Below are 22,198 nucleotides of genomic sequence, written 5' to 3' on the forward strand. Positions count from 1 at the left end.
CGCGGGTTCGGAATCGTTCATCCCGCGGTCTGCGGGGTCCGCCGGGTCGTCCCGAACCCCGGATGAGTGCGATCGATACGAACGCATGGAGGCCACGTGACCATCTCAGACAAGGACCTCACAAGCCCGTCTGCGCACCCCACGGCGACCCGGCCTTCCGTACGCGCCGAACGTTCCTCGGCGCCGGCGGGCACCTCGGTACACACGGAGCCCGGCATCGACTCGCTGCCGCTGTCCGCCGCGCAGCGGGGTATCTGGTTCGCCCAGCATGTCGCCGGTGATCTGCCGATCTCGGTGGCGCAGTACGTGGACATCCACGGCGCGCTGGACACCGAATTGCTGTCGAGCGTCTGCCGGACCACCGGCCGGGAGTTCGGATCAGGACACCTGCGCCTGATCGTCGTCGACGGCGAACCACGGCAATACGTTGCCGCGCAGAGTGCACCGGTGAGCACCGTGGACCTGAGGGACGACCCCGATCCGTTCGCCACGGCTCAACGGCTGATGGTGCTCGACTACACCAGACCACTCGACCTGCTCGCCGATCACCTGATGACGAGCATCGTCTACCGCGTCGGGGACGAGCACTCCATCTGGTACCTCCGCGCCCACCACATCGCACTCGACGGGTTCGCCGCCGTGACGATGGTCCGACGCATCACCGAGCTGTACAACGCCGCGGTCCGTGGCGACGCGGCCCCGCCGTCGAAGGCGAGTGGCATCGCCGACATCATCGCCCAGGACGCGTCCTACCCCGGGTCGACCCGTCACGACAATGACCGGAAGTACTGGAGCGAACACCTCGAGGGTGCTCCTCCGGTCGTGACCCTCGCCGGACGCCACGGGAAGCCGACCCTGCATCCGATCCTCGTGAGCGCCCCGATCCCCGAGGACACCGCGCGACTCCTCGAGGCCGCCGCACACGAGGGGGGCGGCGTCACCCCGGTGATCGTCGCGGCCTTCGCCGCATACCTCGCGCGCATGACCGGCAGTGCCGAGGTGCTCCTCAGTCTGCCGGTGTCCGGTCGGCACTCGGCTGTACTGCGCAGGTCGGGCGGGATGGTGGCGAACGTGGTGCCGCTGCGTGTGCCCGTCGCCGGACACACTCTCGGCGATGTGGTGACCTCCGTACAGGGGGAGCTGTTGAGCGCACTTCGCCGGCAGCGGTATCGCCAGGAGGACATCTTCGCCGACATGGGGATGGCCCGCGACGAGTCGGCATCCTTCGGACCTGCGGTGAACCTCATGATGGTCGACAGCGAGGTCGTTCTGGGCGAGGTCACCGGGCGCCTGCACGTCTTGACCTCGGGGCCCACGGCCGATCTGTTCGTCAACATCTACCCGGGTGCGGGAAAGAGCAGTACGCACATCGATTTTCAGGGCAATCCGAACATCTACACCCCGGACGAGCTGACCGGGCACCACCGTCGGTTCCTGATGTTCCTGCACCAGTTCCTCATCGGCGCGGCCGACGACCAGGTGGGACGACTGGCGTTGCTCGACGAGTGCGAGCGCTCGGCGTTGCTCCCCGTCCGCGGCGCCGAGCCCGCGGCGCCGCGGGTGCTGGCCGACATTCTCGCCGACGCCGTTGCACGTCAACCTGATTCGGCTGCGGTCTGCGCTTCGGGTCGCTCGATGACCTACCGCGAACTCGATACCGTCTCGTCGCGACTCGCGCATCGGTTGCTCGCCGCCGGCTGCGGACCGGAGGAATCGGTCGCCGTTCTCCTACGGCGATCCCTGGGCACCGTCGTGGCCGTCTGGGCGGTGGCGAAGACGGGGGCCGCGATCGTGCAGGTGGATCCTGACTACCCGCGCAAGCGCATCGAGCACATCGTCGCCGACAGCGGAGCGCGCGTGGCGATCACCGTCGACGAGTTCGCCGAGCGCGTGCCGCCGACGGCACTCCGCATCGACCTCGTCGCAGACCTGCGGAACGCCGACGGCCACGAGGTCCGCGCAGTCGAACCGGTGCGTCGGCCGCGGCTGGAGAACGTCGCCTACATGACCTACACGTCCGGCTCGACCGGCGTGCCGAAGGGCGTGCAGGTCACCCACTCCGGACTGGCGAGTCTCATCGCCGACCGGACCGACGCATACGGCCTCGGCACGGCGTCGCGGGTGTCCTACGCGCTGTCCCCGAGCTTCGACGCATCGATGGAACAACTGCTGACCTGCTTCGCCACGGGAGCCACCCTGGTGATCGTGCCACCGGAGGTCATCGGCGGTGAACGGCTCACCAGGTTGCTCGCCGACGAGCACGTGACCCATCTGACCCTGACGCCGGCGATGTTGGCGACCGTCGAACCGGAGTCGCTGACCCGGCTGCAGACGGTCGTCGTCGGCGGTGACAGGTGCGCACCGCATGTCCTCGAGCGCTGGACGCGGTCGGTGACGATGATCAACGAGTACGGGCCGACCGAATCAACGATCACGGCTGCGAGCTCGGTGGTCGAGCCCGCCGCAGACGTCACCGTCGGCGGCCCCGTCCGTGGGACGTCGGTGATGGTCCTCGACCACGAGTTCCAACCGGTGCCGCTGGGTACCGCGGGTGAGCTGTTTCTCGCCGGCCCCGGGTTGGCGCGCGGTTACGCGCACCTGGCCGGCCAGACCGCGGCACGCTTCGTGGCCCACCCGCACGGCGAACCCGGTGAACGAATGTACCGAACCGGAGACCTCGCGCGCTGGGTCGGAATGTCGACATCGCCGACGCTCGAGCTTCTGGGGCGCACGGACTTCCAGCTGAAGATCCGTGGCTACCGGATCGAACCCGGCGAGATCGACGCCGCTCTCACCGGCCACCCGCGGGTGGACCAGTCCGTCACCGTGTCGGCGCGCAACCATGCCGGCGCGACAGTCCTGGCGTCGTATGTGGTGCCGGTGGCCGGCCAGCGGGCCGAACCGGCCGAGCTGGAGCGTTTCGCCCGCGAATGCCTGCCGCCGCACCTGGTTCCGGCTGTGATCACGACGCTCGACGCACTGCCGCTGAACGCGTTCGGCAAGGTCGACCGGCGCGCGCTGCCCGCGCCGGTGTTCGCTTCCGCGCGGACCGGGCGGCCACCATCAACGCCCAGGGAATACCAACTGGCACAGCTCTTCTCCGATGTCCTGGGCGTGGCGGAGGTGGGTGCAGACGACAGCTTCTTCGTCCTCGGCGGAGACAGTATCCTCTCGATCCAGCTCGTGTCGCGGGCGAAGTCGGGCGGACTGGCGTTCACGACACAGGATGTGTTCGAGCACAAAACGGTCGCCGCGCTGGCCGCGATGGCGTCCGAGGTCGCCGACGACACCGGATTGCGGGAGCTCCCGGGCGGCGCCGTCGGTTCGATCCCGCTGTCGCCGATCATGCACGCGATGCTCGAACGCGGTCCCATCGACCGGTTCGGGCAGGCGGCGCTGGTCGAACTCCCGGACGCCGTCGAGCGCGACGAACTGGTGCGCACGCTGACGGCCGTCGTCGATCGGCACGACATCCTCCGCGCCGCGCTGGTCGACGATCTCGCCGACCAACCGCACGTGGTGGTCCGCGCTCCGGGTGCCCTCGACGCGGACGAGGCGCTGGACCACGTGTGGCTCGAACGACGGGACGCCCACGAGATCGACCAGCACCTCCAGGCCGCCGCGGACCGGCTGGATCCGCGGGCGGGTGTGCTGGTGAGGTTCGTCTGGATGCAGGATCGAGACCGGGCCGCACCCGACCTGATGTGGCTGGTGATCCACCATCTGGCCGTCGACGGGGTCTCCTGGCGGATCATCCTCGCCGACCTCGCGATGGCCTGGCACCAGGTCGGCGAGGACGGCGTACCGCGCTTCGGTCCGCCGACGACGTCGGTCAGGCGCTGGGTTCACGGTCTGGTGGAGCAGGCGTCCGAGCGTGCCGCGGCCGAACTCGATCGATGGTCCGAGATGGTCGCGCCGGCGGACCGGTTGCTCGGCCGCCGCGCGCTCGACCCGGATCGCGACATCGTCGCCACCGCCGGCCGAATCCGGATGCGGATTCCGGCGGATGTGACCGAGGCGGTGCTGACCACCATTCCCGCGCGGTTCCACGGCAGCGCGAACGACTCGTTGCTCACGGCGCTGGCACTGGCGCTCGCCCAGTGGCGACGGCTGCGCGGGCAGGCCGCGGGCAGCGAACTGATCGCGCTCGAAGGTCACGGCCGCGAGGAGGCCGCGGTGCCCGGCGCGGACCTCACCTCGACGGTGGGCTGGTTCACCTCACGCTTCCCCGTTCGGCTCGAGTTGCACGGCGTCGACGTCGAGGACGCCCTGACGGGTGGCGAATCGGCGGGTCAGGCGATCAAACAGGTCAAGGAGCAGCTGCGCGCGGTACCCGATCACGGAATCGGCTACGGCATGGTCCGGTACCTCGATCCGCTCGGTCGCGACGAGCTCGGGCGCCGGCCCGAACCCCAGATCAGCCTCAACTATCTGGGCCGATTCGACACCGGTGAACACACCGGGCCCTGGATGCCGGCGCGCGGCTTCGACGCGCTGGCCGGGACCGCTGATCCGTGGATGGCGTTGCCGGGCGTCATCGACATCAATGCGATCGCCGAAGCCGGTCAGGCCGGTCTCGAACTCGACGCGGGATGGGAGTACGCATCGCTGGTGCTCGACCGGGTCGACGTCGAAGAACTCGCGGGACTGTGGGTGCAGGCCCTCAAGGGACTCGCCCAGCATGTGCGATCCGGAACGGCCGGCGGTCACACGCCGTCGGACTTCCCGTTGGTCTCGGCCACGCAGGCCGACGTCGACGGTTGGACCCGCGCTCATCCCTCGATCGTCGACGTGTGGCCGCTGACCGCGCTGCAGTCCGGCCTGCTGTTCCATGCGACCTACGACGACGCCGCCGACGGTTACACGGTGCAGGCCGAACTGCGACTCGGTGGACGCTTGCAGTCCGATCGGATGCGGCGCGCTGCCCAGGCGCTGATCGACCGGCACGGCAGTCTCCGCGTCGCCTTCGTCGAGACCGGCGCGGGGCCACGACAGATCTTGCTCGACGACGTGTCCGTCGACTGGTCGGACTCCGACCTCACCGGTATCGCCGACGCCGCCGACCGGGACCGCGCACTGCGGCGCCTCATCGCCGAGTCGGCCGCGCCCTTCGACCTGGCGCATCCGCCCCTGCTGCGTTTCCACCTCGTACGGGTGACCCGCGGCGAGAACCCCGAGACCGACGAGTACCTGCTGTCGATCACCAACCACCACATCGTGCTCGACGGGTGGTCCATGCCCGTACTCATCTCCGAGTTGCTGCGCTTGTACCTGACCGACATCGGAAAGGCCGGGGACACCGGTCTTCCGGAGCCTCGGACCTTCCGGGACTATCTGCAGTGGCTGCACGCGCGCGACCACGACGCGACCACGCGCGCGTGGCAGGAGACCCTCGCCGGCATCGAGAGTCCGACGCGACTGACCGGCGTCGCGGATCGCAGCGCCACCGGCGAGGTCGGCGAGACCGGCCTCGAACTCGACATCGCGACGACCGAGGCGATCGCGGGACTCGGGCGCGCCCACGGGGTCACCGCCAACACCTCGATCCAGGTGGCATGGGCGCTGCTGCTCTCGATCATGACCGGCCGGTCCGACGTGGTGTTCGGCAACACGGTGTCTGATCGGCCCGCCACCATCCCGGGCATCGAGCAGATGATCGGTTTGTTCATCAACACACTCCCGGTACGGATCCGGCTCGACCCGGACGAGCGGGTGGTCGACCTGCTCGCGCGGGCACAGTCCGAGCAGGCGGCGATGCTCGACCACCGCGACATCGGCCTCGCCGAACTCCAGCGGGTGACCGGGGTGGCCGACATGTTCGACACCGTCACCGTCCTGGAGTCCTACCCACTCGACCCGGACGAGATCAACCGCACTCTCACCGACGCCGGCCTGCGATGGAACGGACTGACCGCGCACGATGCGACCCCGTACCCGGTCAGTCTCCAGGTCACGCCGCCACGTCCCGGGTCCGAGCATCCGGCCGAGGAGTCCGGCACCTACGGATTGCTGCTCAGGTATGCCGTCGATCGTCTCGAGGCGGAGTCCGCGACCGTCCTGCTCGAGCGGTTCGTCCTGCTGCTGCGAGAGATCGCCGCCCATCCCGACTCCAAGGTCGCCGCGGTGGCGTCGTGCTGGGACACCGAACACGCCGCGCTGTGCCGGATCGAAGGACCGGCCGCGCTGCCGCCCCGCGTGCTCCGCGACATCCTCGCGGACACCGCACGTCGACACCCTGAGGCGCCGGCCGTGCGCGCCGACGGCGTCACGATGACCTATCGCGAACTCGAACGGCGCGGACACCGGCTCGCCCGTGAGCTCGCAGCCCGCGGTGCCGGTCCGGAAACATCGGTGGCGCTTGCCATCCCACGATCTGCCGAACTCGTCGTGGCGATCTGGGCGGTCGCCCGGACCGGGGCGGCCTTCGTGGCCGTCGACCCGGGGAACCCGGCGTACCGCATCGCCGAACTGCTCACCGATGCACAGTCCACCGTCGGGGTGACCGTCGACGCCGTCGTCCCGAACCTCCCGGATACCGTCGACTGGCTGACACTCGTCGCCCCCGGCGCGCTGCCGATCGGTTCGGACCACTCGATGTCGTTGTCGCGCCCGATCCGGCCGGAGAACCCGGCCTACCTGATCTTCACGTCCGGCTCCACCGGCCGGCCCAAGGCCGTCCACATCACGCATCGCGGGCTCGCCGACCGGGTGGCGGCACACGCCGAATCCTTCCGGCTGCATCCGGCTTCGACGGTCCTCCAGGTCGCCTCACCGGGTTTCGATGCCTGTGTGTCGGAGGTGCTGCTCGCGCACAGCGCCGGCGCGTGCCTGGTCGTCGCGCCCCCCGACGTCTACGGCGGTTCCGACCTGGAGGAGCTGCTACGGACCGAGCGCGTGTCCCACGCGATCATCACGCCCACCGTGCTCAACACGATGGACCCGTCCCGTCTCCCTCACCTGCGAACCCTTGCGGTGGTGGGCGAGGCCACCGGCGCGGACATCGTGAACCGGTGGTCCCCGGGCCGTCGGCTGATGAATCACTACGGCCCCACCGAATCCACGATCTGGGCGACCGGGGCCGACGAGCTCCGGCCGGGTGAACCGGTGACGATCGGACAGCCGATCCGGGGCGTGTCGGCCCTTGTGCTCGACGCCTGGCTGCGCCCGGTGCCCGTCGGCGTGGTCGGCGAACTCTACCTCGGCGGACCAGGACTCGCGCGTGGCTACTTCGACCGACCGGGCGTCACCGCGGCACGGTTCGTGGCAGATCCCGTCTCGGCCTCGGGCGAACGCCTCTACCGCACCGGCGATGCCGTGCGCTGGATATCCACGGATGATGTTCTGCGACTGGAGTACCTGGGGCGCAACGACCAGCAGGTGAAGATCCACGGCCTACGCATCGAGACCGGCGACATCGATGCCCATCTCGCACGAAACGACGGCGTCGCCCAGGCCGCCACGGTGCTCCAGCGGGGGCCCGCGGGCCGACCGGTGATCGTGTCGTACGTCGTGGGGACCCCCGGCGAGACAATGGACGTACATGCCCTGCATGACGAGCTCGCAGACACTCTGCCGCACTACATGGTCCCCGCGGCGATCGTCGAACTGGAGTCGATGCCCGTCACCCGATCGGGAAAGATCGATGCCAAAGCTCTGCGGCAGTGTGACTTCCGCGCCGAGAGTGGGGGTGGTCGACCGCCGGAGACGCCTGCCGAGCGGACCATCGCGGCATTGTTCGCCGAGGTGTTGCAGCTCGACGACGTGACCGCCGACGACAACTTCTTCACGCTCGGCGGCGACAGCATCGTCTCCATGCAACTGGTCGCGTCGGCGAAAGCCGCGGGACTGTCCATCACCCCGCGTGCGGTCTTCGAGGCGAAGACCGTGGCCGCACTCGCGGCCGTCGCGACCGGAACCGAGGGCGTCCCGCCGGCGACGGAGGGCGCCGAAGCCGAGGTCGTACAACCGGGTTCGCACCTCGACGAGCTGCCGGACGCCGACCTCGAGGACCTCCGGGGTCGCTACCCGGAACTCGCGGATGTGTGGCCGCTCTCGCCGACGCAGTCCGGAATCCACTTCCACTCGACCCTTGATCCCGACACCGTGGACGACTACACCGTGCAATCGACGATCGCACTGTCCGGTCCCGTCGACGGTGATCGGTTGCGTCGCGCCGCCCAGGCGCTCGTCGACCGGCACGACATCCTGCGAACCGCCTACGTCGCGACCTCACGCGGTCCTCGGCAGATCGTCGTCAGCGGTACCGAGGTGCGTTTCCGGACAGTGGATCTCACTGCCGGTGGGGATCGGGTGGCAACCCGGCGGATCGCGGCCGACGACGCCGTCGCGGGGTTCGACCTCGCGGCGCCGTCGCTGATCCGCTTCACACTGGTGCAGCTCGACACCGACCGTTTCGCACTCCATGTCACCAACCATCACGTGATCCTCGACGGCTGGTCGATGCCGCTGCTGCTCGGCGAACTCCTGCAGTACTACGGTGATCCGGCACAGATCGGAGCGTGCGGGCCGGCGGGGTCGTACCGGGACTACCTCGCATGGCTCGCCGGACAGGACCACGACGCCTCGGCCGCCGCGTGGGCGCAGGCCTACGCCGACGTCGCCGGACCCACCCGGGTGACCCGGCGCGGCGCCGCGACCACCGCGGTCGCCGCCGGCGAGATCACCGCCGATCTCCCGGAACAGGAGTATGCGCGGCTGCGGTCGGCGGCCGCGGAGTCCGCCGTGACGGTCGGCACCGCGCTCTCGGCGGCATGGGCCCTCGTTCTGCGAACCCTGACCGGGGACACGGATGTGATCCTGGGTTCCGCCGTGGCCGGGCGACCGCCGGAACTGCCCGGCGTCGAGCAGGCCCTGGGTATGTTCCTCAACACCGTGCCGATCCGCGTCCGTCTCGACCCGTCGATGTCGTTGCGTGAACTGCTGGTTCACGTGCAGGAAGCGAACGCACTGGTTCTCGACCACCACTACGTCGGACTTCCGGCCATCCACCGCGCGGTGGGCAGGTCGGACCTGTTCGACACCGCACTGGCGTTCCAGTCGTTCCCGTTGCGCGAAGACGCGCTGCAGGAGTTGGTCACCTCGGCCGGTCTGCACGTCGACGGCATCTCCGGACTCGACGCCACCCCCTACCCGCTGAGCATCGTCGTGGCTCCGAAAGTCGATGGCAGTGAGGGAGAACCGGGGCTCAGCATCGCCCTGCGATTCCATCGGGACGAGTTCGACGAGACCCGCGCGCGTGAGATCGTCGACCACTTCGTGGAATGCCTGGCGCGCATCGCCGACGAACCGGCTTCCCGTCTCGGCGACCTCCGCCACACGGGGCAGGCAGGTGCCGGTCGGATAGACAGGATGCCACTACCGGCCACTCTCCTCGACATCCTCGCCGCCGCCGCCGGACAGGAGCCGGATGCGATCGCGGTCACCTGTGGCGAGACGTCGATCTCGTACCGACAGCTCGACGCCGAGTCCGACCGGGTGGCCCGCCAGATCCTGCGGCGCACAACGGATCGCCTCGTGGCGTGTGCTCTGCCGCGGTCCGTCGAGGCGACGATCGCGATCTGGGCGGCGGCCAAGGCGGGAGTGCCGTTCCTGCCGCTGGATCCGAACCTACCCGTCGAGCGCATCGAGTTCGTGCTCGCCGACTCCCGTGCCGGGCTCGGGCTCACGGTGCGGGCGTGCCGGACGGGATTGCCCGACAGCGTCGACTGGCTCGTCCTCGACGACCCGCGGACGGGCGACGGGCAGCCCGGTGCGGGACCGCGCATGCGCTCCTCCGGCCCGGTCACCGATGTCGACCGGGGTGGCCCGATCCGGACCGGGGACACCGCCTACGTGATCTACACGTCGGGGTCCACCGGCACCCCCAAGGGTGTCGTGGTCTCCCATCGCGGACTGGCGTCTGTCGTCGAGGCCCAGCGCGCGGTCCTCGGCGTCGACCACTCCTCGACCGTGCTCCAGGTGGCATCGCCCAGCTTCGACGCCTTCGTGTTCGAACTGCTGATGGCGCACGGGTCCGGGGGACGGCTGGCCGTGTCGCCGCCGGAGGTCTACGGCGGTCCCGACCTCGCGAATCTCATACGACGCGAAAACATCTCGCATTCAGTGCTGACGCCATCCGCCCTGGCCACCGTGCCGGCCGACGGTCTCGACAGCCTGCGAGTGCTGGCGACCGCGGGTGAACCGGTGGGACCAGAGCTGGTCGCACGCTGGGCTGGTGGACGCAGGATGGTCAACCTCTACGGACCGACCGAGTCGACCATCTGGGCGACCGCCAGCACGCCGTTGCAGGTCGCCGAGCCGATCACGATCGGAACCGCGGTGGGACCCGTCGGCACTGTGGTGCTCGACTCGTGGCTGCGTCCGGTCCCGCAGGGCGTCGTCGGCGAGTTGTACCTCGTCGGCCCCGGGTTGGCCGACGGTTATGTCGGCCGGGCCGCGACGACGGCCGCGCGGTTCGTGTCCTGCCCGGCCGATGTGCCCGGCTCCCGGATGTACCGCACGGGGGACCTGGTCCGCATCGCCCGGTCGGGCGAGCTCGAGTATCTGGGGCGCAACGACTTCCAGGTGAAGATCCGTGGTACACGGGTCGAGGTGGGTGAGATCGACGCGCACCTCGGGTCGCGCGCCGACGTCGCGTACGCGGTGACCGTCCCACACGGCGGGAACGGGACACCGCAATGTCTGGTGTCGTACGTGACCGCTGCGCCGGGTACGTCGTTGTCCGGCGATGAACTACGCATATCGCTGGAGCAGACCCTGCCCGCGTACATGGTTCCGGCGGCGGTCGTCGTACTCGACGAGATCCCGCTCACCCCGACCGGCAAGCTGGATCGGCGTCGGCTTCCCGAACCGGTCTTCGCCACAAGGGAATTCCGCGCGCCGTCGAACCGAGTCGAGTCCACCGTGGCCACCGTGTTCCAGGAGGTCCTCGGGGTGCCGCGCGTGGGCGCCGACGACGACTTCTTCGCCCTCGGTGGCGACTCGCTGAGCGCATCGGTGGTGACAGCGCGGCTGGGAGCGGCGCTCGGGGTCCGTATTCCGCTGCGGTCGGTGTTCCTGGCGCCGGGCGTCGCGGCACTTGCGGAGCTGGTCGGATCGCTGGGCGACGACCGGCGCATTCCGTTGGCGGCAACCGTTCGCCCGCAGCGGCTCCCGTTGTCGCTGGCGCAGCAGCGGATGTGGTTCCTCAACCGGATGGAGCCGGAGTCGCCGGCCTACAACATCCCGGTGGTCCTCGAACTGACGGGGCGCCTGGACCTCGCGGCCCTCGAGCAGGCGCTCGGGGACGTGGTCGGGCGGCACGAGGTACTGAGGACGATCTATCCCGACACCGACGGTGAGCCGTGGCAACTCATCCTCGACGAGGTCCCGGTGGCCGTGGAGACGAGGCGGGCGTCGGCGGGTGAGGTCGAGGACGTCGTCGTCGGATTCGTGCGTCGTGGCTTCGACGTGACCACGTCGGTGCCGATGCGGGTGGCCGTGATCGCGATCGACCCGGACGGCGATGGGGACGGCCGGCCGGCCGGGGCCGAAGGACGTTTCCTGCTCGTGCTCGTGGTCCATCACATTGCCGGCGACGGACAATCCATGGCGCCGCTGGCACGCGATGTGATGACGTCGTATGCCGCCCGGCTCGCCGGCGGGAAACCGTCGTGGACACCGCTCGCGGTACAGTACGCCGATTACGCCCTGTGGCAACGAGACGTGCTGGGACGCAACGAGGACCCGGACTCGCTGATGCACACCCAACTGGGCTTCTGGCGTTCGGCGCTGGCCGATGCCCCGGACGTACTCGATCTGCCCACGGATCGCCCGAGACCGCCGGTGGCGACGCTTGCCGGTGGGCAGGTGCCGGTCGAGATCGATGCTCGCCTGCACGGCCGGCTCCTGACCCTGGCGCGGGCTCACGGCGCGTCGTTGTTCATGGTCCTGCACGCCGCTCTCGCGACGGTTCTCGGCCGGTTGAGCGGCGGGGACGACGTCGTGATCGGTACACCTGTCGCGGGTCGCGGCGAGCCGGGGTTGGAACCGCTCGTCGGCATGTTCGTGAACACGCTCGCGCTGCGGACCGACCTCGACGCCGCGGAGCCGTTCGCCGCGTTGCTCGACCGCGTCCGCGATGTCGACCTGGATGCGTTCGAGCACTCCGACGTCCCGTTCGAGCGGGTCGTGTCCGAACTCAATCCGCAGCGCTCCACCGCTCACCACCCGCTGTTCCAGGTCGCCCTGGCGTTCCAGAACCTGTCCGGCGTCGACGTCGAACTGCCGGACCTGCACGTCTCCCGTGCACAGGCCGACACCGGCATCTGCCAGTTCGATCTCCAGCTGGTGGTGGCCGAGTCGTACTCGGACAACGGGACGGCGCAGGGTGTCTCCGGCGCGATGATGTTCGCCCGCGACCTCTTCGAGCCCGGAACGGTGGCGGGATTCGTCCGTCGGCTGACGTCCGTGCTCGAGGCGATCGTCACCGACGAGACGAGGCCCGTCGGTGACATCGACTGGCTGGGTGACGCCGAGCGCGCAGAACTCCTGTCGGTGGTCGGATCGGGTGCGATCGCGGAGGCCGTGCTACTGCCGGAGGTCTTTGCGGCCGCCGTCGAGGCCGATCCCGATGGCCCGGCGGTGATCGACGGTGACGTCGAACTGTCCTACGGTGAGCTCGATCGTCGCTCGAATCGATTGGCCCGGAGACTGATCGAGAGCGGAGCGGCACCGGAGCGAGCGGTGGTGGTGGCCGTCGAGCGATCAGCCGAGTCGCTGGTGGCGTGGTGGGCGGTGGTGAAGTCCGGTGCCCCCTATGTCCCGGTGGATCCGCACTACCCGGCGGCGCGAATCGAGCAGATGGTGGCCGATTCCGCAGCGTCACTGGGGGTCACGACGCTCGGGTCACGACCTGCGCTGTCCGGGGCGGTCGACTGGCTGGTGCTCGATGACCCCGCGACCGCCGACCGGGTCGGGGAACTGTCGTCGTCACGGATCGAACAGTCCGATCGGGTGAGCCCGGTCCGGTCCGCGAACACTGCGTGGGTGGTGTTCACCTCCGGCTCCACCGGCAAACCGAAGGGCGTCGCCGTCTCGCATGCGGGTGTCGCGGACTATCTCGCCACGTTGCACGCCGGGCGGGAGGACGGAACCGTCCCGCGGGTCCTGCATTTCGCGTCCCCGTCGTTCGACGCGTCGCTGCTGGAGATCTTGCTCGCCGTGAGTGCCGCGGGCGCGTTGGTGGTGGCACCCACCGGTCTGCGGGGCGGTCGCGAACTGGCGGACTTCCTCCGCGACCACCGTGTCTCCCACGCGTTCGTCACCCCGGCCGCGCTGGCCTCGGTGGACCCGGACGGACTCGACGAGCTGCGGGTCGTGATGTCGGGAGGTGACGAGGTGCCCACCGACCTGGTCAGCCGCTGGGTGGGCGCCGATCAGGCGGGCGCCAGAGTGTTCCGGGTGTTGTACGGCCCCACCGAGACCACCATCGTGGCAACCGCCACCGGTCCGCTCCAGGTGGGGGAGCGATCGACGATCGGGGCGGCACTCGCCGGTATGCAGACGCTGGTGCTCGACCCACGTCTGCAACCCGTGCCGGATGGGGTCGCGGGCGAACTCTACCTGGCCGGACCCGCGCTGGCGCGCGGCTACCTGGACCGTCCCGGGGTGTCGGCGGCCCGGTTCGTCGCTCACCCCTACGGCCGCGCAGGTGAGCGTGCCTACCGGACGGGTGACATCGTTCGCCGAAACTCCCAGGGGATGCTGGAGTTCCTGGGTCGCAACGACTTCCAGGTGAAGGTGCACGGCTTCCGGGTGGAGCTCGGGGAGATCGACGCGGCGCTGGCGGATCAGGCCGCGGTGGCATTCGCCGTGACCGTTGCGCGGCATGACTCCGGGATCGGCATGCGCCTGGTGTCGTATGTGGTGCCCGCTCCGGGCGTCGCCCTCGCCGGCGAGAAGCTCCGTGCCGGGCTCGGTGAGGCGCTGCCGTCGTACATGGTCCCGGCCGCGGTCGTGGTCCTCGACGAGATCCCGTTGACGCCGAGCGGAAAACTCGACCGTCGTGCCCTTCCCGCACCGATCGTCACCACCCGGACCTTCCGCGCGCCCGCCACACCGGTCGAGGAGATCGTTGCGGGGGTGTTCGCCGACGTCCTGTCCGTCGACGCCGCGGTCGGTGCCGACGACGACTTCTTCGAGCTCGGTGGGAACAGCCTCGCCGCGACTCGCGTCGTGGCGAGAATCGGTGCGGCGCTGGACACGACGATCCCGGTCTCGCTGATCTTCGAGGCGTCCACGGTCACGCGGCTGGCGGCGCGCGCGGAGTCCCATGCGGACACCGGCCGGGTCGACCTGGTGGCGCATGTGCGTCCGGAACGCGTCCCGCTGTCCTTTGCCCAGCAACGCATGTGGTTCCTCAACCGGATCGAACCCGACTCGTCGGCGTACAGCATCCCGATCGTGGTTCGACTGTCCGGAGATCTCGACGTCGATGCGCTCCACCGAGCGATCGGAGACGTCGTCGACCGGCACGAGATCTTGCGCACCATCTATCCCTTTGTCGAGGGCGAGCCGGCCCAGGTGATCCTGCCGACCGAGGCCGACATCGTCCCGATGGAGGTCTTCGGGGTCCTCGAATCCGAACTGGATCAGGCGATCTCGGATCTGATCGGGACACCGTTCGATCTGACCACGCAGGCGTCGACGCGCATCGTGCTCTTCGAACTCGGCGGCGACGAGTGGGTGCTCGCCGTCGTCCTGCATCACATCGGCGGCGACGGCTCGTCGCTGACGCCTCTCGCGCGGGACATCATGACGGCCTATGTCGCGCGGCTGCAGGGTGAGGCACCCGGATGGGCGCCGCTACCGGTGCAGTATGCCGATTATGCGATCTGGCAGCGGGCGGTCCTGGGTGACGAATCGGATCCCGACTCGTTGCTGCGCAGGCAGATCGACTACTGGGCGCAGCAGTTGGCCGACACGCCACCGCTGCTCGAACTGCCCACCGACCGGCCGCGGCCGACGACGCAGTCCTACGCCGGGGACTCTGTCGACCTGTCCGTCGGCGCCGATCTGCACGCCGGACTCCAGCGGGTGGCTCGTGCGCACAACACGACACTGTTCATGGTCTTTCACGCCGCTCTGGCCGCACTGCTCGCCCGGCTCGCCGCGACCGACGACGTCGCCATCGGCACCCCGTACGCGGGCCGCGGGGAACGCGATCTCGACGACCTGATCGGCATGTTCGTCAACACGCTCGTCCTGCGCACGAGGGTGCGCAGCGGAATGTCGTTCGGCGCGTTGATCGACGACGTGCGCGACACCGACCTCGCGGCATTCGGGCATGCCGACGTCCCGTTCGAGAGGCTCGTCTCCGAGCTCAACCCGGTCCGCACCGACGCCCACCATCCGCTGTTCCAGGTGATGCTGGCGTTCCAGAACCTCACCACCACCGACATCGAACTGCCCGAACTGTCGGTACGGGCCGTCGAGCCGGACACCGGATTGGCGCTGTTCGACCTGCAGGTCACAGTTGCCGATTCCTACGACGCGAACGGCGCGCCGGCGGGCATCGGCGGCGGGGTCACCTTCGCCTCCGACCTCTTCGACGCGTCGACCGTGGAGCGGTTCGTCGAGCGGCTGGTGGAGATGCTCGCCGCAATCGCCGTCGACGCCGATCGCCCCGTCCACGACGTGGATCTGCTCGACGACGCCGAGCGGTCTGCCGCACTGGATGTCTCAGACGTGACGTCGCACGACGTGGAAGCCGCAGAGACCCTCGCCTCGATGTTCGCCGCGGCGGCGGCCGCGCACGCCGACGAGCCCGCGGTGATCTCCGGGGGCCTCACGCAGAGCTACGCCGAGTTCTCCGGGCGTGTGAATCGACTGGCCCGCTGGATGATCGCACAGGGAGTGGGTCCGGATTCGCTGGTCGCCCTACGCATGCGGCGATCATCGGACCAGATCACGGCCATGTACGCGGTACACGCCGCAGGCGGTGGCTACGTGCCGATCGACCCGGACCATCCGGCCGAGCGGATCGACTACATGATCGAGTGCGCCGAACCGGTGCTGGTGCTGTCCTCGCTCGACACCGTCGACCTGTCGGGCTTCGCGGACTCGCCACTGACCGACGAGGACCGGATCGCGCCGCTGACCCCGGATGCCCTCGCCTACGTCCTGTTCACCTCCGGTTCCACGGGTCGTCCCAAAGGCGTTGCCGTGTCGCATCGTTCGGTGGTCAACCAGGTGCGCTGGATCAGTGCCGAGTACGGCCTGAACCAGACGGACGTGGTGCTGCAGAAGACTCCCGCGACCTTCGACGTGTCGGTGTGGGAGCTGTTCGCGACACTGGCCGTGGGTGCCCGCCTGGTCATCGCGCGACCGGACGGACACACCGATCCGCGATACCTGGCCGAGGTGATGTCCGCCCACCGGGTCACCATCACCTCGTTCGTGCCGTCGATGCTGGCGGTGTTCGCCGATGCCCTGCCCGTCGGCTCCGGGACGTCGCTGCGGGCACTGCTCGTCGCGGGTGAGGCATTCGGGCCCGACGTGGTGGGCGCCGCACGTCGGGCGCTGCCGGGAGTGGAGCTGTACAACCTCTACGGGCCGACCGAGTTCACCGTGCACGCGACCGCGTCCGCGGTGGGAACCGCCGACGACGGGGCGGTGCCGATGGGGACGCCGGTGTGGAACGCCCGGGCCTACGTGCTGGACTCGCGGCTCCGTCCGGTGCCGGTGGGCGTGACCGGAGACCTGTATCTGGCCGGGACGCAGGTGGCGCGGGGCTATCACGGACGCCCGGGTCTGACCGCCGACCGTTTCGTGACCGACCCGTTCGTCCCCGGCGCGAGGATGTACCGCACCGGTGATCTGGTGCGTCGTCGTCGTAGCGGTGAACTCGAGTATCTGGGCCGCAGCGACTTCCAGGTCAAGCTCCGCGGGCTGCGCATCGAGCTCGGCGAGATCGAGGCGGTGTTCGCCGGGCATCCGGGCGTCGCCCGCGCCGCGGCCGCGGTCACGTCCACCGACACGGTCGACTTTCTCACCGTCTATCTGGTGCCGGCCGGGGTGGATCGCGGCGACGGGGCGGGTTCGCTGGACACCGCCGAGGTCGTCGCGTTCGCATCGGCAGCGCTTCCGGGATACATGATGCCCACGGCGGTGATGGTGCTCGACTCGCTGCCGTTCACCGCGTCGGGCAAGCTCGATCGTGCGCGGTTGCCGCAGCCGCCGCGCGACGTCTCGGACTTCCGCGCACCGTCGTCGTGGCTCGAGACCGAGATCGCGAGGACGTTCGAACACGTGCTCGGTGTCCCGAGAGTCGGGGCCGACGACGACTTCTACGCCCTCGGCGGCAACTCACTGAGGTCGGTGCAGGTGGTCAACGACCTCGAGACCGAGCTGCACGTCGAGATCCCGATCCGGTGGATGCTCTCCGACTCGAGCCCGGCCGATCTGGCCCGGCGGATCGAGGCCGGTATGCGCAACGGGTTCGATGCCGAACACGACTCCGCAGCCGGGCCGGGCGGTCCGCGGTCGCGCAGTGTGGGGCTCGACGTCCTGCTCCCGATCCGGCCGGAAGGCGACCAGCCGCCGCTGTTCTGCATCCATCCCGCGTCCGGACTGTCCTGGTGCTACCAGACGCTGAGCCGGCAGATCCCGGCCGGTCGGCCGGTCTACGGACTGCAGGCGCCCCAGATCGGAGGCGAGGTGCCCGGTCCGACGACGATGTCCGAGATCGCGCGCAGATACTTCGCCGAGATCCGGGCGGTGCAGCCCGAGGGCCCCTACCACCTGCTGGGTTGGTCGCTGGGGGGAGTCATCGCACACGCGGTCGCCGCCGAGATGCGCGCGACCGGTCACGAGGTGTCGCTGCTGGCGATGCTCGACACGGAGGCCGACGGCGTCGACACATCGGCGATCACCACGGTCACGGCAGGTGAACTGATCAGCAATCTCGGTCCGGTCCTCGGCATCGACTTCGTGAGTTCGGATGCGACCGCCGAGCGGGCCGCCGAACAGATCGCCGAGCGTCTCGGAGACGGGTTCGGCATCGATGCCGCGACGATCGAGCGGCTGACCGATGCCTACAACCTGCTCATCCGTGCGACCGGTGACTGGCATCCGCCGGTCGTCGACACCGATGTGCTCTACTTCACCGCCGTGCGCGATCGACGAGCGGATGCGGTGGGTGCCGACGGGTGGGGTCCATACGTCCGGGGGACCATCACGAATGTCGATGTCGACACCCACCATCTGGGGATGACCGAGGACGAGGCGATCGCGCGGATCGCCGCGGTCCTCGACGACCACCTGACCCCCGAAAGTGCCTCGCGGCAGCCCGGTTCGGGGTTAGCGTTTTTTCACGATGATCGGTTCACCATCAAGAAATGAGGTCGTCCATGGACAAGATCGGCAAATCCGGCGCACACCGGTGCCCACGCCCGCGCGGTCGCCGCCCGGCCGGGGCCTTGCTCGGCTGCGCCTTGGCCGCATCGCTCACCGTGACGGCCCCGGCCGTCGCCCAGGCGGCCGCACCCGGTGTCACCCTGCCCCTTCCCGTCGTTCCCTCGTCGTCGTCCCCCGACGGACAAGCGCTGCCCGGCAACGCCTTCCGGATCGCGCACGTCGACGCCGCGCTGGTAGCGGACGCCGCCCCGGTCGTGGTCGGACCATGGCCCGGGGTGTCCACGGCTGTGCCGTCGCCGGCACCGCGGCATGTACGGCCACTCGGGCAGGTGGTCGTGCCGGTCGCCACCGATGCCGGCGACCGGGTCCGGATCGGCAACCTCGATCTGACCCGTCCGAGCGTCGTGTCGCCGGAGCTGGCGGCGCAGATCTCGGCGGGGTCCGGCGAGATCGTCCAAGGCATCTCGGATGTGTTGCGGAGCAACGGTGTTCCGGCGGCCCGAGCGGACCGGGTGGCCGAACAGATGGTCGGTGACGCGGCAGTGGGCGGCGTCATCGGCGCCGGGGTGGCCGCGCCACTCTCCCTCGCGGTCGGTGGCGTTGTGGGTGCCCCCTTGGGCCTGATACTCACGTTGCCGTTGTGGCCCACCGGACTCGTCGTCGGGCCGTTGGTCGGGACGGCTGTGGTCGCCACCCTCGTCGCGCTGCCCGCGGTCGCGGCGGGTGTCGCGATCGGCGCCGCGCACGGCTACGACAAAGGCTGGAAGGTCCCGATCAACGGGCCCCGGCACCTGCGCGCGGACACCACCGAGGTGTCGACCGAACGGGTCGTCGTCCCGCATCAGGCCAAGCACGCCGCACCCGCGCCGGTCGTTGTCCCCGAGGTCGACGCACCCGTCGCCCGGCAGGTGGCCCCGACTCCCGCGGTGAAGCGGGTCGAACCCATGCGGACCGTCGGGAGTGGTCCGGCGGACTGCTCGATCGTGCGCAAGGTGGAGGTGGCACTGCAGGGCGGTGCGCTCGGCACCTGCTAGCCGCGGGCCCTTGCGGGATCTCGTAGCGGTAGTGCGCACCATATGCGCACTGCTGCTACAGAATCCGAGAGATCGCTTCGACGACGGTGGCGGCGAGGCCGGCGGCCGTGTGGTCGCCGAGCTCGCCGCGCTGCTCGTCGGCGCGCATCATGATGACCGACTCCACCAGTCGGAACGGGAGCAGCGTGCGCTTGTCGGTGTCGTCCCCGAGCGCCGCCGCCGCCAGCGCCGCATAGGAGTCGGCCAATTCCTGTCGCGCGGAGCGAAATTCGGCGAACCTCTGGTCGGCGACCTCGGGCAGCAGGTACAGCGCGCCGAGGTTCCAGCGCGACTGCGCCAGTTGATCGACGTCGAACCGTGCGAGCTCCAGCAGTCGTGCCAGCGCCGGCTCGTCGCTGTCGAGGAGTCCCCGCGCACATTCGAGTGAGGCGACGACGGTCGTCTCCAGCAGAGTCGCGAGAATGTCGTCCTTGGTGCCGAAGTAGTGGTACATCGATGCCTGTCTGATACCCACTGCCTCGGCGATCATCCGCGTCGACGTGCCGGTGTAGCCATGGCGGGTGAACAATTCGGCGGCGGCGTCGAGGATCTCCTCGCGCGCGGTCTGTCCGCGTCGCCGGGCCGGCACCAGTCGCGGACGGCCGCGGCCGATCGGGGTCGTGGCCGCGCTCGAGCCGGTCGGCATGTCGTCTCCTCGATCCTGTCAGCGGATTTCTCGACCCTAGCCGACGGATCGTGCACGTCTTGTGCGGGCGAACCCGCAGGTCGGGGTAATCCCAGGCGCTTAACGGGGATGTAACGGGAGTTTTCACGACCGGAACAAATCTGTCAATCGATAGAAATCAGCGAGGTCTTACCTATCAGGTGACAGGAAACAGTGCCTGCCTCACATCGTGCTCAACGTGGAGCTTCTTCTCGGAAAGGAAGATCGCGCATGACCTCCACCCCTGAAGTGGCTCCCGTGGCGACGCCCTCATCGGCCTCCGGATCGACGCCCGGCGTCCCGGACGCCGACGCGCACGACCTCTCGGCGCTCGGTTACGACCAGCAACTCCATCGCTCGCTCGGCAAGTTCGCGTCTTTCGCCGCCGGGTTCTCCTTCGTCTCGATCCTGACCACCATCTTCCAGTTGTTCGGCCTGGGCTTCGGTTTCGGCGGTCCGGCATTCTTCTGGACCTGGCCGATCGTCTATGCAGGTCAGTTCCTGGTGGCGCTGTGCTTCGCCGAAATCGCTGCGCGGTACCCGATCTCGGGTGCGATCTACCAGTGGTCGCGTCGCATGGGCGGCGAGGTGATCGGCTGGTTCGGCGGCTGGTTCATGATGATCGCGCAGGTGGTCACCGCGGCCGCGGCCGCGATCGCCCTGCAGGTCGTCTTGCCGTCGATCTGGATCGGCTTCCAGATCATCGGCGACGACCCGACGCTGACCACCACGAGTGGCGCGGCCAACGCCGTTCTGCTCGGGTCGGTCCTGCTGGTGATCGTGACCGCGATCAACTGCATCGGCGTGCGGTGGATGAGCAGGGTCAACAGCATCGGCGTCGTCTGCGAGCTCGTCGGCGTCGTCGCGGTGATACTGGCGCTGTTCACCCACGCGCAGCGCGGACCCGACGTCGTCTTCGACACCGGCGTGCCCGGTCAGCAGCCCGGTTACATCTGGGCGTTCATCGTCTCCGGTCTGATGGCTGCCTACGTCATGGTCGGCTTCGGGTCGGCGGGTGAGCTCGCCGAGGAGACGCGGGACCCGCGCCGCGTCGCACCTCGTACCATCCGGATGGCGTTGACCGTCTCGGCCATCGGGGGCGGACTGATGCTGCTCGGCACGCTCATGGCAGCCCCCACGCTCGACGAACAGCTTGCGACCGGTGGTCTGCCGTACGTTCTCGATTCGGTGCTCGGCAGCTTCTGGGGCAAGGTCCTGCTCGCCGACGTGGCGGTGGCGATCTTCATCTGCACCCTCGCCATCCAGACCGCATGCTCGCGTCTCATGTTCTCCATGGCCCGGGACGGGCGGCTCCCGTTCTCGGCGAAACTGGCACATGTCAACAGCCGCACCGGGACCCCGATCCTCCCGTCGATCCTGATCGGCGTGCTCTGCATCGGCATCCTGCTCGTGAACGTCGGCAACTCCGCGATCTTCGCGACCCTCGCCAGCGTGTGCATCATCCTGATCTACCTGGCGTACCTCGCCGTCACCGGCCCGATGCTCTACCGACGGTTCCAGGGCTGGCCGTATCGCGGCGGCCGGGACAATCCGACCGTCGACGCCGGTGGCCGAAAGCTGTTCAGCCTGGGTCGTTTCGGCATCATCGTGAACGCCCTGGCGGTACTCTACGGCGCGCTGATGGTGATCAACCTGGCGTGGCCGCGAGCCGAGGTCTTCGACCCGGCGGGCGAGATGCCGATCCTGCGCTGGGCCGGCCCCATCTGCATCGTGGCGACCGTCCTCGTCGGCATCGCCTGCTATCCGCGCGGCAAGGAGCACCCGCGGCCGGTGAACACCAACCCGTCTTCTCACTGATCCAGGTGATGACCCTTCGAGGCTCGCTTCGCTCGCACCTCAGGGAGCAGGGAGCAGGGGGCGTTGGCTTCGCTCGCACCTCAGGGAGCAGGGAGCAGGGGGCGTTGGCTTCGCTCGCTCCTCAGGGAGCGGGGGGCGTTGGCTTCGCTCGCTCCTCAGGGAGCGGGGGGCGTTGGCTTCGCTCGCTCCTCAGGGAGCGGGGGGCGTTGGCTTCGCTCGCTCCTCA

The 22,198-nt window shown here is 69.3% G+C and carries 4 protein-coding genes; 3 read left to right on the forward strand and 1 reads right to left on the reverse strand.

The features are described 5' to 3' along the window. Positions 1-96 precede the first annotated feature (96 nt). Complete coding sequence (locus ACFW3F_RS22710; RefSeq protein WP_388061477.1) at positions 97-18,402, forward strand: amino acid adenylation domain-containing protein; 18,306 nt, start codon at positions 97-99, stop codon at positions 18,400-18,402. Continuing rightward, a complete protein-coding gene (locus ACFW3F_RS22715; RefSeq protein WP_388061479.1) occupies positions 18,399-19,451 on the forward strand; it encodes a hypothetical protein in 1,053 nt (350 codons plus the stop codon). The genes ACFW3F_RS22710 and ACFW3F_RS22715 overlap by 4 nt, the downstream gene beginning before the upstream one ends. A gap of 55 nt (positions 19,452-19,506) precedes the next feature. Here ACFW3F_RS22715 and ACFW3F_RS22720 read toward each other — a convergent pair whose 3' ends face one another. Continuing rightward, on the reverse strand, positions 19,507-20,136 hold the full coding sequence (locus ACFW3F_RS22720; protein ID WP_388061481.1) for a TetR/AcrR family transcriptional regulator: 630 nt from the start codon (positions 20,134-20,136) through the stop codon (positions 19,507-19,509). Positions 20,137-20,385: 249 nt separating this feature from the next. On the opposite strand from ACFW3F_RS22720, the gene ACFW3F_RS22725 reads away from it, so the two are divergent. Further along, entirely contained in the window at positions 20,386-21,972 is a 1,587-nt protein-coding gene (locus ACFW3F_RS22725) for an amino acid permease (RefSeq protein WP_388061483.1), read from the forward strand. Positions 21,973-22,198: the final 226 nt, after the last annotated feature.

The sequence above is a fragment of the Gordonia sp. NPDC058843 genome (genome assembly GCF_042743165.1).
Taxonomy (GTDB): Bacteria; Actinomycetota; Actinomycetes; order Mycobacteriales; family Mycobacteriaceae; genus Gordonia.